Here is a 17,844-nt window from a genome sequence, read left to right as displayed (position 1 = left end):
ATTATGCTCTTTTAACCCTGTCAGGCAGCGATGCCTGACTCAAGTAAATCAACCTTCGATATAGTCGGGGCGTTTTACTGCCATGTACACTGACCTGCTATAAATAATGTAGGCTATTGTTATCACTAGCCTACACCCTAAGATTCAAGTCCTCACTAGGGAACCATTGTTGCTCCCATAACGGGCGTTATGACAAATGACTTTGGATAGAAGGATTCGGTTTCGTTATTTCCGTTGGGGTATTACAGATATGGCTTATCCTGAATTAGGATTGTAATAAACACATCAAGACGAAATTAAGGACTATAGATATGACTACCACTGCATCAGAATTAAATACGCAGGATTTTATTACAGAATTTGGGCAGCATGAGCTTGTAAGCGATTTTAGCGAAGAAGCGATTAACGCTATTTTAACCCAATATAAGCGTGTGCAAAGCGAAAGCAATGACCCAGCGTCTATTGCTTGGGAGCCGCTCTTTAATGACGCTCTAGAGTGGGATGCATCGGGTGTTGTTTACGAGCTTAGTAGTGAAGTAAAAGAATATGCCAGCGAAATCATCAACATGATACGTAATGCAGATATTGGCATCAGTGCCGATGCGAAAGAAAAGTTTGACAGCTTGGAACATGATCTAAGCGATGAGGAATTGCTACAGTTTTTTCGATCTGAGTTGATGAAGTCACCCGATTATTCTAATGAGGTTGCGGCCATTCTAGCTCGTGAAAACGATTTCACAAAACTTGATAACGGCAAGTATCTTATTTTAGGCGCTTATTGATTTTTGACGCCTAAATCTGCTATTCGAATCCTTATTAGGCTATAGCGCCCTTTCAGCTACGTCTATCAACCCATTAATTCTCACAGGTATCTGACTTAATAATTTGCGACAATAGCCAACTTAACTAAGGAGCTATTGCAATGCAAATCACTATTTCAGATGAAGAAATGAAAATAATTGAGCTTTTTCAACAGAATGTTTATGGGAAATCGCCTGATACCACTGAATTTAATCAGCGTCATGATGGTAAGGCTGGGCACTGGCTTGAAAGACAGATGGGTATAGCAGCAAACGCTAATAACGAGCCTGATTTACATGGCTATGAGATGAAAAATTCTACTGGTAGTAAGACCACTTTTGGAGATTGGAGTGCTAACTACTATATATTCAAAGATAAAGAAGTCGATCTGAATCGCACGCAGTTTATGGAAGTGTTTGGCAAACCTAATGTAGAAAAGGGTGGACGTTACTCATGGTCAGGTAGTCCGATCCCTAACTTTAACTCTCCATCAACCTATAATGGCTCAGAAATGGTTTTTGATGATGCAAAGAACATAATCATCGTTTATAACTATTCAAGAGATCCTCGTCCTGATAAAGAAAATATAGTCCCACCAAACCTACAGCAAGAGGGAGTCATCTTAGCCCGTTGGGATAGAGATAACTTAAACGATAAGCTCACAAAGAAGTTCGGCCATCATGGTTGGTTTAAGTGTAATAAAGACAAAAACGGCTGTTACAACCAAATCGCTTTTGGTGAGCCAATGATCTTCGATAATTGGATTAAGCTTGTTGAGCAGGGCGTAGTATTTTTTGATAGTGGCATGTATGTAGGGAATGCTCGTAACTATTCCCAATGGCGTGCTAATAACAACCATTGGGACTCGTTAATTACCCGCACCTATCCACCATTTCCAGGATCTTTAGACAACAGCCAATAAATCAGTCTGCTTTTGAATGGCCTCAGCTTTGTGAAATGTTGAGATCATCTGCTCCGCTACTGCTTCAACGACCTTAACGCATACAGAGTTACCGAACTGTTTATATGCTTGAGTCTTAGATACTGCGTCAGTCAAAAACTCCTCGGGGAAGCCTTGTAATCTAGCGCATTCTCGGGGAGTTAGCATTCTTGGGTTCTTCCCATATTGCGATTGGTCTATCAACGCCTCAGAACCATCTTTATAGTAGCGTGCGCTAATGGTATTAGTGTACGCACTATCATGGTTAAATAAGCTGTAACCAAAGCCGTTACCTTTGTTTATGTGTTGGTCTTTTCTTTTTTGATGACCAGCCCATAGATTATCAGATATGGTATAGACCGTATCATCAGCTGGCACATCCTCTAATATATCCCCAACACGGGTCTTGCTATGAGTAGGCTCAGGGAAACTAAATAGCTCGTCAAAATTTTCGATTTTATCAAAATAATCTTTATTAAAACCTACGATGAAAATACGCTCTCTATTTTGTGGCGCACCAAAGTCAGCAGCTCTCAATACAGCATATCCTACCCAATAATTTAGCTTATGAGATAGAGCCTCTCGCGCTTCTTCACTCATAGGAACATCATCAGGTATGCTGTCCTTATGCTGCCCAGTCAAAATATCGTAGATGGTTTGAAAGGTTTCCCCTTTCTTATCAGTTCTGAGTCGCTTCACGTTTTCTAATAAAAACATTTTTGGACGTTTTTCAGCCAAAATTCGCTGAATCTCAAAAAACATAGTGCCACGTGTGTCTTTAAAGCCTTGTTTTAGACCTGCTTGTGAGAACGCTTGGCAAGGAAAACCAGCTAAGAGTAAGTCATGATCTGGAATGTCTTTGGCTTGAATTTGGGTAATATCCCCACTTGGGTACTCTCCATAATTAGCAAAGTAGGTCTTTTGAGCATGTTTATCAATCTCACTGGTGAAAACACACTCACCGCCCTGTTTTTGAAACGGCAGACGTATACCACCAATACCTGCAAACAAATCAATAAAGGTGAAGTCACTATCTTTATTGCTATGCTCAAAAGGATGGCTATTGTTAAGTGCTTCTAGCTTCGCTAACCTTGTAGCAGAAGGCTTGTGCTCACCGTTCTCCCAGCCACGAACCGTCCTTTCACCTGCTTCTTTCATCCCTAATAACAATGCTAATTCTTTTTGAGAAACGCCTAATGACTTACGTTTCTCAATAACATATTGCTGAGTGTCTTTCATAGTAACCTACTTTTAAAATATCCTGTTTTATTCCCGGATTTTAACATAGGTTATTCACTTTGTGTAAGATAAAAACTGGATCTTGTCTTAAGATATGAAAATGATAATTAATAAACAAAAAATAAACCCCCCTACTACTTGACGTAATAGGGGGGTTTATCGTTTAATGTTCATTAACGGTTACAGACGTTGGGGAACGACTGTAACGACCAAATAAGCTCTGATACAGCGTTATTTGACCAGCAATTAAGCCCATTAGGGTCTATTTTAAGCCAAGTCTAGGCTAATTTGCAATCAAATCACTCATATTACTACCGTAAGTTACCAATCTTACTCAATAAAACCGCCTATTTGCTCGTTACCTTCATCCTACCAACGCCTTGTATCTGTTCCCTAGCAATGGGTGGCAGGCCTCAGTGACGACTGCATTGCGTGGGTGACAAGAAAGCTTGAGACAGGGGTTACTAGACATATTAAGCAACGCAATGAGAGGTTATATTGTCTTTTGAAGCGGTATATTGGGTGTATTGCCCTTGCTAGCATTAGGAAGCGTATAGCGGTTATGAGCGTGTCTAGGCGGTGCTATCAGCCGTAATCATAACAGAGTCAGCTTGATACAGTGATGACTTCCCGAGACGATGCCGATCGACCGACAGGCAGTTGTCAGGGCAATACTCTAAAGGGTTCGCAAGTTTTTACTTGTGGGCGCTTTAGGGTGAGTGTTGCCGAAACTTCAACCTCTCTCCCTCCAAGCAGTTGTCCACAGAGTTGTCCATCAGGGTTGTCCACATAGCAAGGGCAACAGCGCGGAGCCCTTTAGGAGTAGCTCAGGCGCTGTTGCCCTTGCTGCTTATGTGGACATACGCTGTGGGCATACTCTAGTGGGCACACTGATTAAGAGGGAGAGAGAGGAAAGATTCAAAAAAAAAAAAAGAAAATTTTGAAATTTTTACTGTTTTTCTTGCTGCTGCTTTTTATAGCTATTAATAAAAGGTCGAAGGCTATCAGGTATTTTCATGTATATCTTATAGGCCTTTACTTCTTCGTTAGTTATACCAAGTTCTTTTTTGACTTTGAGTCGTAAATTTCTTACAGCTTTACGATGCCTATAGCAAATAAACGCATCTAGGAGCAATTTGTAATTGTTCAAGTCTGCTTTGATAATATCTAGTATCTCTTGAGCTGACGTGTTACTAAGCGGATCTTTATGTGCCGTTAAAAAACTCAGTTTCTTGTTGTCAACACTCGTACCCAGTAGTTCCAATATTTGAGCTGCTCGATAGGTGTTTATCTGATCGTGAAGCTTTTCGATGCTTGGTGTATGTTCTATTATTTTCTTAAATGTGTAGTAGTCTATAGGGTAATTTTTAGCATCTTCGCTATCAAAATCCAGAATATGAACACCGCTAATAAAGGCTATAAATAAATTCTTAGCTATAGATCCCTCCTTTCTTATAGCGTTCACTCGCATCATGTTTACCTTGCGTTTAGAGTACGGCACTTCACTCATAACTACTCCTTATTGCTTCTATAGAGTGCTGATCATACCTCAGTATTTGCATATATACACATTTATTTTTTTAGTATATAGCGTATGTATAGACATAGATATAAGTATATATAGACATTAATTATATTATATATAGACATATGTCGTTATCATATATACACATATATCTTTCATTATATATAGACATATATTTTCTATCATATATACACATTTATGATATTATTTTAAGCCAGCAGTCCTAAGAGGGGGCTATTTCCGCTTCGCTACAATATCCTCTCTTAGGTGCTGACAAAGGGGCTATCGCCCCCTTGACCCCCAACCACCCCTATACCTAGAACAGGAGCCAGTCTTATGCCACCAATTAGCGGTAAAAAAAGGACTAAAGAGATTGCGATTCGAGTCACTGAGGACGAGTTGGCTGCGCTAAAAAAGCGACAACAAGGAACGACGATGGCAGGATGGATGCGTGATTTAGGTTTAGGGGTAACCCCAATGAAGCCCGCTGACCCTGAGTTGGTTCGCGCACTTGGCCGTATTGGTTCTAACCTCAATCAGGTTACTAAGCACGTTAACATCGATAAGGCATTAGATGAAAACGTACTTGAGCAGATTAAAGCGATTAGGGTGTCTATCGATGCGCTGCTTAATGAGCATTTGCGAGGTGAGTCATGATTGTTAAATTCTTTAGGCGAGGGCAAGGATCAGGCGCAGGGCCGCTTAATTACTTATTGGGCGGTAAGGATACCCCTAGGGAGGGTGCAAAGGTGCTCTACGGCGATCCTAGGCTCACTGAGCAGCTGATTAATACCACACCATTCAAGCAAAAGTATAAGTCAGGGGTATTATCTTTTACGGAAGATGCGACACAATTTACTGATAAGCAGAAAAAAGACATTATGCAGCGCTTTGAAGAGACACTGTTTGTAGGGCTTGAGCCCGATCAGTACGATATATTGTGGGTTGAACATACTGATAAGGGTGGACGGCTGGAGCTAAATTTTGTGATCCCTTGCCAAGAGCTACGAAGTGGTAAGCGGCTGCAGCCATTTTATGCTGGCGCTGATCTGGTACGAGTCAATGCGTTTAAGAACATCATCAATCAAGAATATGACCTAACAGATCCTAATGACCCAGAGCGTAAGCGGCTAATCAACCCTTATGTGAATAATGCGCCACGGCCAACTCCATATGATAGGCCGCCTAAGTCTAAAGAGAAGGAGCAGGAAAAAGAAGATAATGAGATCATTGCCAACCCTAAGAGCACTTTTGCTCTGAAAGAAGCCATTGATCGAAGAATGCGGCATAGCCTAGCAGAGGGCAGTCTTAATAACCGCAGCAGTGTGCGTTATGCGCTAGAAGGTATGGGATTAACCATTAAGAGAGCAACCAAAAGTAGTATCAGCGTGGCGCATCCTGCTATGACACGAAATGTTAGGCTCAAAGGCACTATCTATGAGAAGGATTTTAAGGCTTTGTCGCAGCAAGCGCACCTTATTGAGGGTCGTCAAGGAGATTATGAGAGAACGAGTGAGTCTCGCGGTCATCGAGACTTAAAAACGTGGACTACAGGTATGGAGATCAAGAAAGAGTATCACGAGAAGTTATATGGTGATATCAAAGCGCCTGAGCCTTTAGCGCTTGTTAATAACCATGTGACCTCTAAGGAGCCGCAAGATAACGCACCTAAAGTAGAGGTGCCGACTCCGCAGCGCTCATACAGTGGACCAAGGCCATAGTCGTTTGACGGTGTTGTTAAACAATTAAGGCCTCCACCATTTCTTTTTCTTGGTAGGTGTGGGCGCAGCTGCGGCTTCTTTTTCAGATAGCGGCTCTGGCTCTAACGGTGATTGTTGATCGCTATGCTCAGAGTCAGCACCTTTAAACTCTAGCAGTCGGATCTGCGTTAAGTCATGAATACTGGCATTGGCTTTTTCTAGTGTTTTGTTGAGCTGACTTATTTGCTCTTGGTAATTCGCTATCAGCTGTTTTTGATCACGGACTTGCTGCTCTAAGTGTTCATTCTTCATCTTTTCAAGTGCTAACTGGTGTTCAAGTGCTGTGCTGTTCTGTACGTTTTGACTGTTCACGGACGTACTATTGCTAGTGTTCACTGATTGTTCAGTACGTTTTTTAGTAGCAGGCTCACCAAACACTCGGATCATCTCTGAGGTATCAATTTTCTTGTCAGCGGTTCTGGACAGCTCGCCATCATTAATCTTCTGATAAATAGTGGTTCTCGACACACCCCACTGTTTCGCTGCTTTTGTCACCGATATGTTCATTGCTCACCTAGTGTTCAAGTACGTTTTTAACACCTGTACAGTGCAACTGTTCAGAACGTTCAGTGAGTAACTATCGCACCAACCTCACCATTTGGCAAATACTAATGCTCTATCCGTGTCTGCGGCCAACCATCAACTCAATACATTAAAAGACACCTCAAATCACCCGAGGTTTTTTTGTATTCTATATTGTAGTATGTTGTATATTGTATTATACTATATACAACATACTACAAACGCTACATATTTACTCATACAAAATTAAGGACAATAATTATGGCCATTACTACACAGCAAATTCATTCTATTGCTGATCAACTGCACGAACAAGGTATCAAACCTACTTTAGCCGAAGTGCGTAAGGCGCTGGGTGGTGGATCATTCACGACCATCGGTGAAGCCATGAAGTCTTGGCGTCAGGATAACCAACAAGAAGAGCAGCTAAGACAGGTTGAGCTACCAAGTAGCATTGCTGAACGCTTACAAACGCTTGGTGCAGATATGTGGCAGACGGCTATTGATATTGCCAATGATCGGTTGGTTAAAGAGCGTGAGGCCTTAGAGAGCATTAAGGCCAAGGCGCAAGCTGAGACAGACGAGGCGCAAGAGGCGGTTAAGACCCTAGAGAGTGAGCAGGCTGATTTGTTAGAACAGCTCGATGAGGTCACAGCAACTGCAGAGGCAACGGCTATCACCGCGGCTCAAGTGACTGCTGAACGGGATGTGCTGACACAGACACTCAGCGATACTCAGCACCAGCTAGAACTTGAACGAGCTAAAACAGTGGCAGCTCAGGCCCAACTTGGTGACCTGCGTAGCAGTTTTGATCAGCAATCAAAAGAGCTGAGTGCCAACATATCGAAGGTGGCCACGCTTGAAGCTACAGCAGAGAGTGACAAAGCAGAGGTTGCCCGTTTAAGTGCAGAACTTGAAGCAGCTAAGACAGAGTTAAAAGCAGTCACCACTGAGCGCAACGAGATCGCAACCGCTACTGCAGAGGTTAAAGGCGAGTTAAAGGCCATAGTCGCTGAGCGTAACAAGCTATCAGGACTTCATGAGCAGCTGACGCAACAGCAAGCGGCACTAAACACAGATCACCAGCTGCTGCTTAAGCAGTATGAAACGGTATCGGCCAGCTATAGCGCTGAGCAAGAAAAGACTGGTGCATTAACGATAGAGCTTGAGAGGATGCAAGCGACAATAAATAAAGACTTAGATTAAGGTGAGATATGCTCTATTAGTAACATTACATCACCTTGTAATAATGTATTCATACAGTCTATAGATTCAGTACCCTAGTGAGGACTTGAATCTTGGACTGTATGCTAATGATAGCAATAGTTTGAGTTATTGAAGCAACATCGGTGTACTTCGTTGTGTACATCCAGTGAGTTTTTCGAGAGTGAATTAGCTTATTTTTGATTTCTATAAGTACTGTTATGGGAATAATAGCCAGATATTTTTATTGACTGGTGCTATGTATGTTAGAATCACGAGAAATATTACTCCTTTAATCTAAATAAGTCGTTTACTACAAAGATGAATATTCCGCCTTAACTGTTTGACCCCCTCCTAAGTAAATAATTGCTCCCTATAGCAATTTCTGTCATAGAGCGTTTTACGCTTTTTCCTGTGCACACGCACTGCTTTAATGTTTGTATCTATAATCGATTTATCTATCGAGTCATTATAAGCAAGCTATTAAAAGCAATTTATGACAATAACTCGCTAAATATGATGTTTCACATTTTCACATTCCTTGATTGGTAGGCATTATGCCTAGCTGAGAGTGTGTCAGACCTTTTATTTTAGATACCTCTTATCTTAGATATCGCGATTATTGACAGACTAAAGCAGTTCATAAAAACTGAGTTAAACATGTTAACTACTATTAAAGAACATTGGTTATCCAATGTTAGAGGCGATGTCCTAGCTGGTATGGTTGTCGCTCTAGCCCTTATCCCTGAAGCCATTGCTTTTTCGATCATTGCCGGTGTTGATCCCCAAGTTGGATTGTACGCCTCATTTTGTATTGCCGTAGTGATTGCTTTCGTTGGCGGACGTCCGGCGATGATTTCAGCCGCAACCGGCGCGATGGCATTACTCATGGTCACGCTGGTGAGAGAGCATGGTTTGCAGTATTTGCTAGCAGCCAGTGTCTTGACAGGGGTGATACAGATTATCTTTGGCTTTTTGAAGCTGGGTAATTTGATGAAGTACGTTTCGCAATCTGTCATCCTTGGCTTTATCAATGCCTTGGCTATTTTGATTTTTATGTCACAGATTCCGGAGCTTATGCCGCAAGCAGGCTCAAATCTAGTCCACGTCTATGGTCTGGTGGCGCTGGGCTTAATCATTATCTATGGTTATCCGTACATTCCCAAAATCGGTAAGATGATTCCTTCACCGCTGGTCAGTATTGTATTGGTGACAGCGATCGCTATTTTCTTAGGTGCAGAAGCACGTACCATCAACGATATGGGACAACTGCCGGATACCTTGCCGATATTTTTGCTACCTGATATTCCTCTGAATCTAGACACCTTGCTGATTATTTTGCCGTATTCCATCAGTCTCGCTATCGTTGGTTTGCTTGAGTCTATGATGACTATGACCATTGTGGATGACTTGACCGATACCAAAGGTGATCGTACCCAAGAATGCAAGGGGCAAGGTATTGCCAATATCGTCAGTGGCTTTTTCGGTGGTATGGCAGGCTGTGCGATGATTGGTCAATCTATCATCAATGTAAAATCAGGAGGTTTCACACGTCTATCGTCATTAGTGGCGGGTGTATTTTTATTACTTCTCGTTGTATTTTTAAGTGATTGGTTAAAGATTATTCCAATGGCAGCATTAGTGGCTGTAATGATTATGGTTGCCATAGGTACGTTTAACTGGGGTTCTTTTAAGGAGCTTAAGACCAAGCCGCTGCAAAGTAACATCGTTATGATTACCACCGTTGCTGTGGTAGTTGCGACTCATAACTTAGCATATGGCGTATTAATTGGTGTGCTGTTATCAGCTCTATTCTTTGCCAGTAAAATCGAACGCTATATGAGCGTGCATACGCAATTAGATGAAGCAGAACGAACGCGTTATTATCAAGTGGATGGTCAAGTGTTCTTTTCATCATCAGAGCGCTTGATTGAGTCGTTCGATGTGAAAGAGTCTATAACCAAGGTCGTCATTGATGTATCAAAAGCGCATTTCTGGGATGTGACAGCCGTTGCCGCGATTGATCGGGTGATTATTAAGTTTCGCCGTGAAGGTACTGAGGTTGAACTAATCGGTCTGAATGAAGCAAGCCAAGCGATGATAGAAAAATTCGGCGTTCATGACAAACCTGACGCTGAGCAGAGTTTGGGCGCTCATTAATAGTATTTACTAATAATAGTGTCCATAAAGCCTATTCGTTTTGGTGAAGTGGACACTCCAAATTAAAATTTAAGGACAAATTATGAACACAGAACAGCATATTTTAGCGTGTATCGATGGTTCAGCCGTAACGGAGTCAGTTTGTGATTATGCAGCATGGTATGCGAGCCGATTGAATCTACCAGTAGGCTTACTACATGTCAGTGACGTTCCTGCTTCAAACAGACGCGATTTATCAGGCGCAATAGGCATTAATAGTCGTCAGTTTCTGCTAGAAGAACTTACGCAGCTGGACGAGCAAAGAGCAAAAGTCGCGAATAGCTATAGTAATGCTTTGGTGAAAGATGCAAAAAGCCACATTCAAAGTAGCTTTAATGGCGTGGATGTGAAAATCTATCAACGTCACGGCAAACTGCTGCCAGCGATTGAGCACTTCAATAGCAAAAATCGTGTCATCGTTATGGGACGACGCGGCGAAGATCACAAAGACAGCCGAATCAATATCGGTAGTCAAATCGAAACTGTGGCGCGCGCTTCCAGCGTGCCAGTGTTGATTTGCTCAGAGAAGTTTAAAACGCCCAATTCTTATATGATAGCATTTGATGGCAGTAAAACAGCCATTAAAGCCGTTGATATGATTGCGAAAAGTCCACTGTTAAAAGGTCTGCAAGGGCATATCGTCATGATAGGTAATGATGATGCGACCTCCAAACACAGTTTAGTAATGGCTACCGAGAAATTAACAACTTCAGGCTTTACAGTAGAAGCGCATCATTTAACTGCCTCTGATGCTGTTGATGGATTATTGGCTTTTCAGCAGCAAAATGCGGTCGATATTATTGTCATTGGTGCTTATGGCCATTCTAAATTCCAACAGCTATTTGTTGGCAGTACTACGACAAAGATCATTGCTAAGACGCTGTCGCCAGTCATTTTGATTCGCTAAGATATCAAACAATCACTTTGGCAAATCATTGCACCCATGATAGGCACTAAATTCACTTAATTAGAATCGTTACTGATCTGATTAAGTGGGTTCTATTTTTTTAATAGTATTAGCATATATGTTTTGGGCATATCCCAGCGGAACCAACTAAAAAGGCTTATTAATCAATTAACAGACTACTTATAGTAGACTGCCGTAGTAGAACCACTTAATGAGTACTGAGCATCTTCGGTCTTTCCTTGGCCACATCAGCAATCAGATGCCGTGAGCACTTGGTCATACCTTGTATCTCAGAATAGCTATGACCTGATTTGAGCAGACTGGCGATAATCTTGCGCTTTTCGATATCCTTCCTACGTCCTGAATACTTACCTTCTGCCTTAGCACGAGCAATACCCTGCATCTGGCGGTTACGGCGATCCTCATAGTCTTTTCGAGCAATGGCTGCGAGCATATCTAGCATCATCGCGTTAATGGCTTGCAATACACTGCTCATAAACTCAGTACTGCGTTCAGGTTGAAGCGCCATATATGAGGTCGGCAGCTCTTTTGATACGATAGAGAGCTTTTTCTCTGATAGCATTCTTTTGAGCGTATCCCAATCAGCTTGGTTCAAACGTGCCAAGCGATCAATCTGCTCAACTAAGATCACATCGCCCTTATGAGCATCTTCAATCAGCTGCATAAGCTTGGGTCGCACCAAAATAGCTCCTGATTCGTTTTCGACATAGAAGGCAGCAATTTTGTGGCCATGATCGTTGGCAAATGCTATGAGTTCGCTTTTGGCACGCTTAGCGTCTTGTTCTTTGGTAGACGCTCGTAGATACGCTCTGATAAACATAAACACCTAAAATAGTCTGTTATAAGTGGTTCCATTATAGCAGTCTGTTTTAAGTGGTCTGTTAATACGTTTGAGTGGTGAAATAGCTGGTTCCCTTGGGGTATACCCTAAATAGAACCATCTAATATTTTATGCATAGCTTAAGTATTATGACGTGTGATTATAGGTGTTAATAATAAATGTAGTTATCAACTTATCAAAGTATTAGACTCAATGTTTCTGCCTTCATAAATGGTTGCTTTTTTGAATAAGAAGCTGGCAAATGTACAAGTTGTTGTCAGTGACAGCAGCATTGATACCAGCGTATGGCTAAAAAAGTGATCGCCAAAACTCATTTTATACAGCCCCATCGTCCAGCCTAAAACAGTCACTACTGTAAATATCCTATAGCGATATTTGTGTAGACTAGGTAAAAAAGCCAGGCCATATAAAGAGAACCCTGCACTGGCATGGGCGGCTGGGAAGCATTTGGAATCGGTTTTAGCGGTTATGTTTTGCCAAATATTCAGATAAGGTAAGTCCCCACCAAACAGCGTTAAATGATTGGGGCAACTGACATGAGTGACACTCTTTAATAGGGCAACAGTAGAAGGTACGACGATAAGAATAATCAGTAGGTAGCTTATTTCACGTACTGAAAAGGGAACCATAAATTGATTGATACTTCTATTCTTGATGATAGAAACATTATTCGAAGGCTGTCTGTATTTAATAATTAACACAGTGATTAAGTAGAGGGCTAGCAAAATCAATAATGCTTTAGGAGCATCATAAAAGATGAAAGCATAAGGCTGTGCGCCCTTTTGTATAAGCCATTGCCCATTAGTATAAAAAAGCTCGCTGATGTGAATATCAAACTGGCTATGTTCAAAGATTAACGCTGTAATGATCGTTAAGCAAAGCAGCTTAAGCCACATCCAATCAGATGAGTTATTTTCCAATGCCATTGAAATACCTTTCAATATATTAATTTGCAAAACCTCAAGTGCTATTCGCTATAAGACGTTAAATAATGCCATCAGCCATAAAACAAACAATAGCAATAACGCCAAAAACTGGGCAGCAGAACCGACATCTTTAGCTATTTTAGCGAGCGGATGTTGTTCTGTAGAAGTATGGTCAACGCAGGCTTCGATACCTGTATTGAATAGCTCGACGATAAGCGATAGAAACGAAACTATTAACAGCAGCATTTTTATATAGATAGCAAAAGGCATAAATATTAAAACGATAAGTAGTAAAAAGTTAAGCCAAATAACTTGCCTAAAGGCCGCTTCATATTTATAAGCCGCTTTAAAACCATCTATCGAGTAGCCCGTCGCTTTTAAAATACGAGACAGCCCCTTTTTACCTTTAACTTCACTCGCAAAGCTATCAGCTACCAGTAGAGAGCCAGTTGTTTCTTTAAGTTTATAATCAAAATCTGCGGCTTCATTATCGAGAATAGTAGGTTTGCGAGTACTCATGTTGATTGCTTAATAGTCATTAAAGTTAGAGGGTATGGCAAGCTTTGGGAATAAAATAAAAAGTGCAATCACCGATATAATTCTTGTTGTAATGATCCCAGTGTAGGAGGGCACTGGTTAGCACTTAGGTATCATTATAAGATTGGTATCGTTAAGAAAGCGTTAAGATAAAACCCTGAAATTAAATTTATACCGTTGCTTAAGTAGGGCAATTGCGGGTTTTAGACTTTTGATATAGCGTCTTTACTAAGCTTAATACCTAAATACTGGACAAACCAAAAAGCAGTAACTAACACCTGTGCTATTGAGGTGTCGGCTACTGCTTTGACTAAAGCTATATAATTGGGCTTATCGTTCGATAGCCTTAACGATAATAAATACTAAAGCTGCTGCCCCCAGTTTTATTGGCTTGATGGGTTAATTCCCAATCCATATGCGTCATAATACGCTGCACGATACTAAGTCCTAAGCCCGACCCTTCAACCTTATTACTAAATGCCTTATCTGTGCTCGAATTGTCATCCGTTTTGCCATCCGTTTTGCCATCCGTATTGCTATGCTCTAAACGCTCAAAGCGCTCATACAGCAGCGGCATCATACTCTCAGGAATACCAAGACCCGTATCAGTAACGACTATTTTGTCACTATCGATAGTTATGATGACTTCGCCATCATCTGTGTATTGAAAGGCATTTTTAATGAGGTTACCTAGCGCCATTTTTAGCAGTTCAGGACGCACGTTTGTAAAATACACTTGTTCAGCGATTATTGTACAAGTGACTGACTTATATTTGAGTAGATAGTTTAAGCGCTGCGCCTCATTTATAGCAATACTATTAATAGAGGTTTGCGGGGCATCCAGTTTTTCAGGGGCACGAGAGAGTAGTAATAAGGCGCTGATAATCTCAGTGGTCTCCTTTGCAGTCGTGTTGATACGGTTGGTAAATTCGCTTAAATAGCTGTCGTGCGCTAATTGGGAGGCTAATACCTCGGATGCGCCCATTATTATGGTTAAAGGGGTACGCAATTCATGGCTGACATCGCCTGTGAATAATTGCTCACGCTTTAGATACTGCTCAAGGTTATTATTTTTCTCATCAATCGCTCGTGCTAACACCCCAATTTCTGAGGGTAGGTGGGTTAATTCGGTTAAATTTTGATGATCGGTCTCTACCGCTTTTTTTAGATCTAATAAAGGCTTGATGATTTGCTTAGAGGATAAATAAGAGAATAGCGCAGCGATTAGTAAGCTCAAAAGGACCGCAATTTTTAGTGCATCAGCAAATATATCTTCTAGATTCTCAAAGATTGCTAAAACAGGATAATTCTCCATCGCCATTTCAGACCCTTCTAAGTAGGTCAAAATATAGTTTTGCTCATTTTGTGGATAAGCAAAAAAATGCAGATTAGTTTCAGTTTTACCCGCTTTATTATTTACGGTTACTCGCATTTCTTGAACGGTTCCGTTGGCTATTGTTTTTAAATTCTCAGGCGCACTATCATAACGATAAATTTTAATACCCGGATTTGCTGTATAAACAGCCTGTTCACCACATTTTTCTTGACTGATTTGTAGCTGCTGTAAAAGTCGCCCTTTCACTAAGTCCTGTTCAATTCGCATCTCAGCATACATAAAAATGCTGACGAAAGCCGTGCAAAGCAATAAAGCGAATACAAAATAGGAGATTCGAAACTTATTGGCGATTGAGTCTATAGTGAACATGGCAGACGCTTATTTAGTGTAAGGCAATAGATAGCGTAAGAAAAAATATAGATATGACTGCTTATAATAGACTCTAATCTGTAAATCGTATTGTGAAATTTTAGACTTTATCAGGGTTGATAATCTGATAGCCAACGCCCGCTATGGTCATGATCATCGGCTCAATAAACGGTTTATCAACTTGAGCGCGCACACTATGCATATGCGTACGTAAAGCATCGCTGTGAGGTATATCTTCACCCCATAATTTTTCCTCAAGCTCATTCTTATTGACGACTCGAGGTGCGGCGCTCATCAGGGTATTCAGTATTTTAAACCCTGTTGGCGTGAGCTTGAGTGATTTACCCTCACGAGTAACCGTGTGCTCATCGGTATTTAAAGACAGTTTGCCAACGGTAATATTATGTTGAAAATGATCGTCTTGATGCCGACGAATCAAAGCTTTAATACGGGATTCTAATTCGACGAGCGAAAAAGGCTTGACCAAATAATCATCAGCGCCACTATCAAAACCTGTGACTTTATCCAGAATCGTATCACGTGCCGTCAGCATGAGCACAGGTGTTTTATTATGCAATTCCTCTCGAAGCGCCTTGCACAATTTGGTGCCATCCATGCCAGGCAACATCACATCTAGTAAGATAACGTCATAACGATTATTTGAAGCTAGCGTTAAGCCACTAATGCCATTATGAGCATTGTCTAACTCAAAGCCTTTAGGCTCAAAAAAAGCGTAAATGTTGGCGACGATATCGGGATTGTCTTCAATAATAAGTATTTTATACATAATGGCTACTACTCTATAAAAAGCGTGAGGCGGATAAAAAATAATTTAATGGGTATACTGGAAAAAAGTAGGTTTTGATAGCATCTCGTCGGTGGTAATACCGAAAAATTGAAGTAAAGTTGGGGTAATAAAATCGTGTGATACTGGCTTATCAAGCATAAGGCTGTTTTTATCAATACTATTATTAGTAGGCGACCAAATAATGACAGGCACCTGCTTTTGCGCAGCGGGTGCTATAGAGTAAGGCAGGCCGTGCAAGTAGATATTATTCTCACCTAAACTCTCACCATGATCGCTAATATATACCATTACCACATCATAATCGGGCTCGTAAGTTTTTAGCGTATCAATCACGTTATTCAAGAAGTAATCGGTATAACGAATCGCATTGTCATAGCCGTTAATAACTGATTGGTCATCGCACTTGGATAGCTCATTGGTCATACAGACGGGTTTATATTCTTCAAAAGCCTTAGGATAACGCTTGTAGTAAGCGGGACCATGATTGCCCATTTGATGTAATAAAATCAGTGTATCTTTAGCAGAAGCGCCTGTTTTTACAAGCTTATCAAAACCATCAAGCATACCGATATCGCGACATTCATCATCGCAATTTGGATTGATATCGCTCGTTTTGTAGTCTTCAAAAGTCACTCGATCCGCCACGCCTTTAGAGCTTGAATTATTATCGCGCCAAATAACGTTTACGCCTTGTTTATTGAGCGTATCTAGCACGTTTTCATTATAGTCTGCTTCATCCGGATTATAGTCTGAACGATTAGCATAACTGAACATACAAGGCACTGAGTAAGCTGTAGAAGTACCGCAAGAGGTGGCATTTTTGAAGCTATAAATATTAGATTGCTTGGCAAGTAGTGGCATCGTATCGCGCTTATAACCATTTAAGCTAATATGGTCAGCGCGCACTGTTTCACCAACGACAAATACCATGAGTTTTGGTTTTGCTGTACTACCATTAGCAGCGTTACGTTTGGCATCAGTTGCGTGCAGTATCATCGTATCAGGACGGCGTAGCTCATCAATATAATCAGTACCGAGTTTGATGGCTGAATAAATAGGAGTAATAGGATTGGTATAACTACGCACCATTTTATGCTGACGAAAAAAGGTGGCGTATTGATCACCAAAGGGCAATAAGCAAACGCCTACTAAGGCAATAGCCGCTATCAAAGTAGCTGTCTTTTGTAGTATCGAGCGTCGTAAGGAAGTAGGTTTTATTTTTAATTTGCTAATAATAACAGCAGGTACAACACCTAATATTAGCAGCCGAATAAAAAAGCTTAGCGACATCAGTCCCATCGCTTCTGCTTGATCAGTCTGTAAGCTATTAATTAGCATATTAGTATCAAATATGGTGCCGTAAGCATCGGTAAAATACCCGCACACAGCTGCTATCAGCACTAAAGCAATCAGCACTGGTTTGGCAATGGGTCGATAGCATAGCAACTGAACGATTAGCCACATCAAGCTAAATAATAAGCCTGAGAGAGACACTATAAAGCCAATGTTTGTGCTAAGTGGATAAACACTTAACACTTGCGTAAAAAAGCCAATATTGGCAGTAGCTATTAAATAAAGCACGACAATGATAATCAGAAAGCTAAGATTAATCTTGCGATCAAAAATTTTGCTTGCAAAGCTTTTTTTCGTATTAGCTTGATTACTAATAGTGCTAAGTGCTTGAGAGGGTAACATAAACGGGATTCTCAACAGGATCGTAAGGAATATGATTCCTTACGATAGCAAGTAGCCTGTTAAGAAGACGTTAAGGGGATTGAATAGGAGTTTGTGTTTTAGTGCTACTATTGAAATTTTTCAGGTATGTAGGATCAAAACCCCATTATTAACCACATCACCTAAGAAGAGTGAGTTTGAAAAACGTTATTATGCTCTTTTAACCCTGTCAGGCA

The 17,844-nt window shown here is 41.0% G+C and carries 16 protein-coding genes; 7 read left to right on the top strand and 9 right to left on the bottom strand.

From position 1 onward, the window contains the following. Positions 1-311 precede the first annotated feature (311 nt). On the top strand, positions 312-782 hold the full coding sequence (locus AS194_RS10820; RefSeq protein ID WP_058025525.1) for a hypothetical protein: 471 nt from the start codon (positions 312-314) through the stop codon (positions 780-782). Between the two features lie 140 nt (positions 783-922). Beyond that, positions 923-1,723, top strand: coding sequence for an LlaMI family restriction endonuclease (locus tag AS194_RS10815; RefSeq protein WP_200960355.1), 801 nt, complete (start codon positions 923-925; stop codon positions 1,721-1,723). On the opposite strand, the gene dcm is transcribed toward AS194_RS10815, so the two are convergent. Both dcm and AS194_RS10805 read right to left on the bottom strand, forming a co-directional pair. Further along, positions 1,706-2,980, bottom strand: a complete 1,275-nt coding sequence (gene dcm / locus AS194_RS10810; protein ID WP_058025524.1) for a DNA (cytosine-5-)-methyltransferase — start codon at positions 2,978-2,980, stop codon at positions 1,706-1,708. The genes AS194_RS10815 and dcm overlap by 18 nt on opposite strands. 949 nt (positions 2,981-3,929) lie before the next feature. Further along, positions 3,930-4,490: a hypothetical protein gene (locus AS194_RS10805; protein WP_058025523.1), complete on the bottom strand. Its 561-nt coding sequence runs from the start codon at positions 4,488-4,490 to the stop codon at positions 3,930-3,932. Positions 4,491-4,841: 351 nt separating this feature from the next. On the opposite strand from AS194_RS10805, the gene AS194_RS10800 reads away from it, so the two are divergent. Both AS194_RS10800 and AS194_RS10795 read left to right on the top strand, forming a co-directional pair. Further along, the gene (locus AS194_RS10800; protein ID WP_058025522.1) at positions 4,842-5,162 is read left to right on the top strand and encodes a plasmid mobilization protein; all 321 of its coding nucleotides are present in this window, start codon (positions 4,842-4,844) and stop codon (positions 5,160-5,162) included. Next, positions 5,159-6,226 (top strand): relaxase/mobilization nuclease domain-containing protein, encoded by a 1,068-nt coding sequence (locus AS194_RS10795; protein WP_058025521.1) that lies wholly within the window; start codon positions 5,159-5,161, stop codon positions 6,224-6,226. The genes AS194_RS10800 and AS194_RS10795 overlap by 4 nt, the downstream gene beginning before the upstream one ends. A gap of 24 nt (positions 6,227-6,250) precedes the next feature. On the opposite strand, the gene AS194_RS10790 is transcribed toward AS194_RS10795, so the two are convergent. Continuing rightward, the gene (locus AS194_RS10790) at positions 6,251-6,772 is read right to left on the bottom strand and encodes a plasmid replication DNA-binding protein (protein WP_058025520.1); all 522 of its coding nucleotides are present in this window, start codon (positions 6,770-6,772) and stop codon (positions 6,251-6,253) included. A 276-nt stretch (positions 6,773-7,048) separates the two neighbouring features. Between AS194_RS10790 and AS194_RS10785 the strand changes: the two genes are divergently transcribed. The 3 genes from AS194_RS10785 to AS194_RS10775 all read left to right on the top strand — a co-directional run bounded on the left by AS194_RS10785 (position 7,049) and on the right by AS194_RS10775 (position 11,096). Further along, the gene (locus tag AS194_RS10785; RefSeq protein ID WP_058025519.1) at positions 7,049-7,993 is read left to right on the top strand and encodes a DNA-binding protein; all 945 of its coding nucleotides are present in this window, start codon (positions 7,049-7,051) and stop codon (positions 7,991-7,993) included. A 657-nt stretch (positions 7,994-8,650) separates the two neighbouring features. Beyond that, the gene (locus AS194_RS10780; RefSeq protein ID WP_058025518.1) at positions 8,651-10,150 is read left to right on the top strand and encodes a SulP family inorganic anion transporter; all 1,500 of its coding nucleotides are present in this window, start codon (positions 8,651-8,653) and stop codon (positions 10,148-10,150) included. Positions 10,151-10,232: 82 nt separating this feature from the next. Further along, the gene (locus AS194_RS10775; protein ID WP_058025517.1) at positions 10,233-11,096 is read left to right on the top strand and encodes a universal stress protein; all 864 of its coding nucleotides are present in this window, start codon (positions 10,233-10,235) and stop codon (positions 11,094-11,096) included. Between the two features lie 208 nt (positions 11,097-11,304). Here AS194_RS10775 and AS194_RS10770 read toward each other — a convergent pair whose 3' ends face one another. The 6 genes from AS194_RS10770 to AS194_RS10745 form a co-directional block, all read right to left on the bottom strand. Beyond that, positions 11,305-11,937 carry a recombinase family protein gene (locus AS194_RS10770; RefSeq protein WP_058025516.1) on the bottom strand — a complete coding sequence of 211 codons (633 nt, stop codon included), beginning with the start codon at positions 11,935-11,937 and terminating at the stop codon, positions 11,305-11,307. A 188-nt stretch (positions 11,938-12,125) separates the two neighbouring features. After that, the gene (locus AS194_RS10765) at positions 12,126-12,884 is read right to left on the bottom strand and encodes a PAP2 family lipid A phosphatase (RefSeq protein ID WP_037058916.1); all 759 of its coding nucleotides are present in this window, start codon (positions 12,882-12,884) and stop codon (positions 12,126-12,128) included. Positions 12,885-12,932: 48 nt separating this feature from the next. Beyond that, positions 12,933-13,403, bottom strand: a complete 471-nt coding sequence (locus tag AS194_RS10760; protein ID WP_025645042.1) for a diacylglycerol kinase — start codon at positions 13,401-13,403, stop codon at positions 12,933-12,935. Between the two features lie 364 nt (positions 13,404-13,767). Beyond that, positions 13,768-15,126: a sensor histidine kinase gene (locus AS194_RS10755; protein ID WP_058025515.1), complete on the bottom strand. Its 1,359-nt coding sequence runs from the start codon at positions 15,124-15,126 to the stop codon at positions 13,768-13,770. Between the two features lie 100 nt (positions 15,127-15,226). Next, positions 15,227-15,913: a response regulator transcription factor gene (locus AS194_RS10750; protein WP_058025514.1), complete on the bottom strand. Its 687-nt coding sequence runs from the start codon at positions 15,911-15,913 to the stop codon at positions 15,227-15,229. Between the two features lie 45 nt (positions 15,914-15,958). After that, positions 15,959-17,629, bottom strand: coding sequence for a phosphoethanolamine transferase (locus AS194_RS10745; protein ID WP_083499675.1), 1,671 nt, complete (start codon positions 17,627-17,629; stop codon positions 15,959-15,961). Between the last annotated feature and the right edge of the window lie 215 nt (positions 17,630-17,844).

The sequence above is a fragment of the Psychrobacter piscatorii genome, from assembly GCF_001444505.1.
In the GTDB taxonomy this organism is placed as follows: domain Bacteria; phylum Pseudomonadota; class Gammaproteobacteria; order Pseudomonadales; family Moraxellaceae; genus Psychrobacter; species Psychrobacter piscatorii_B.
The sequence above is the reverse complement of the archived record's forward strand: the minus strand, read 5'-3'. Positions and strand labels throughout refer to the sequence as shown.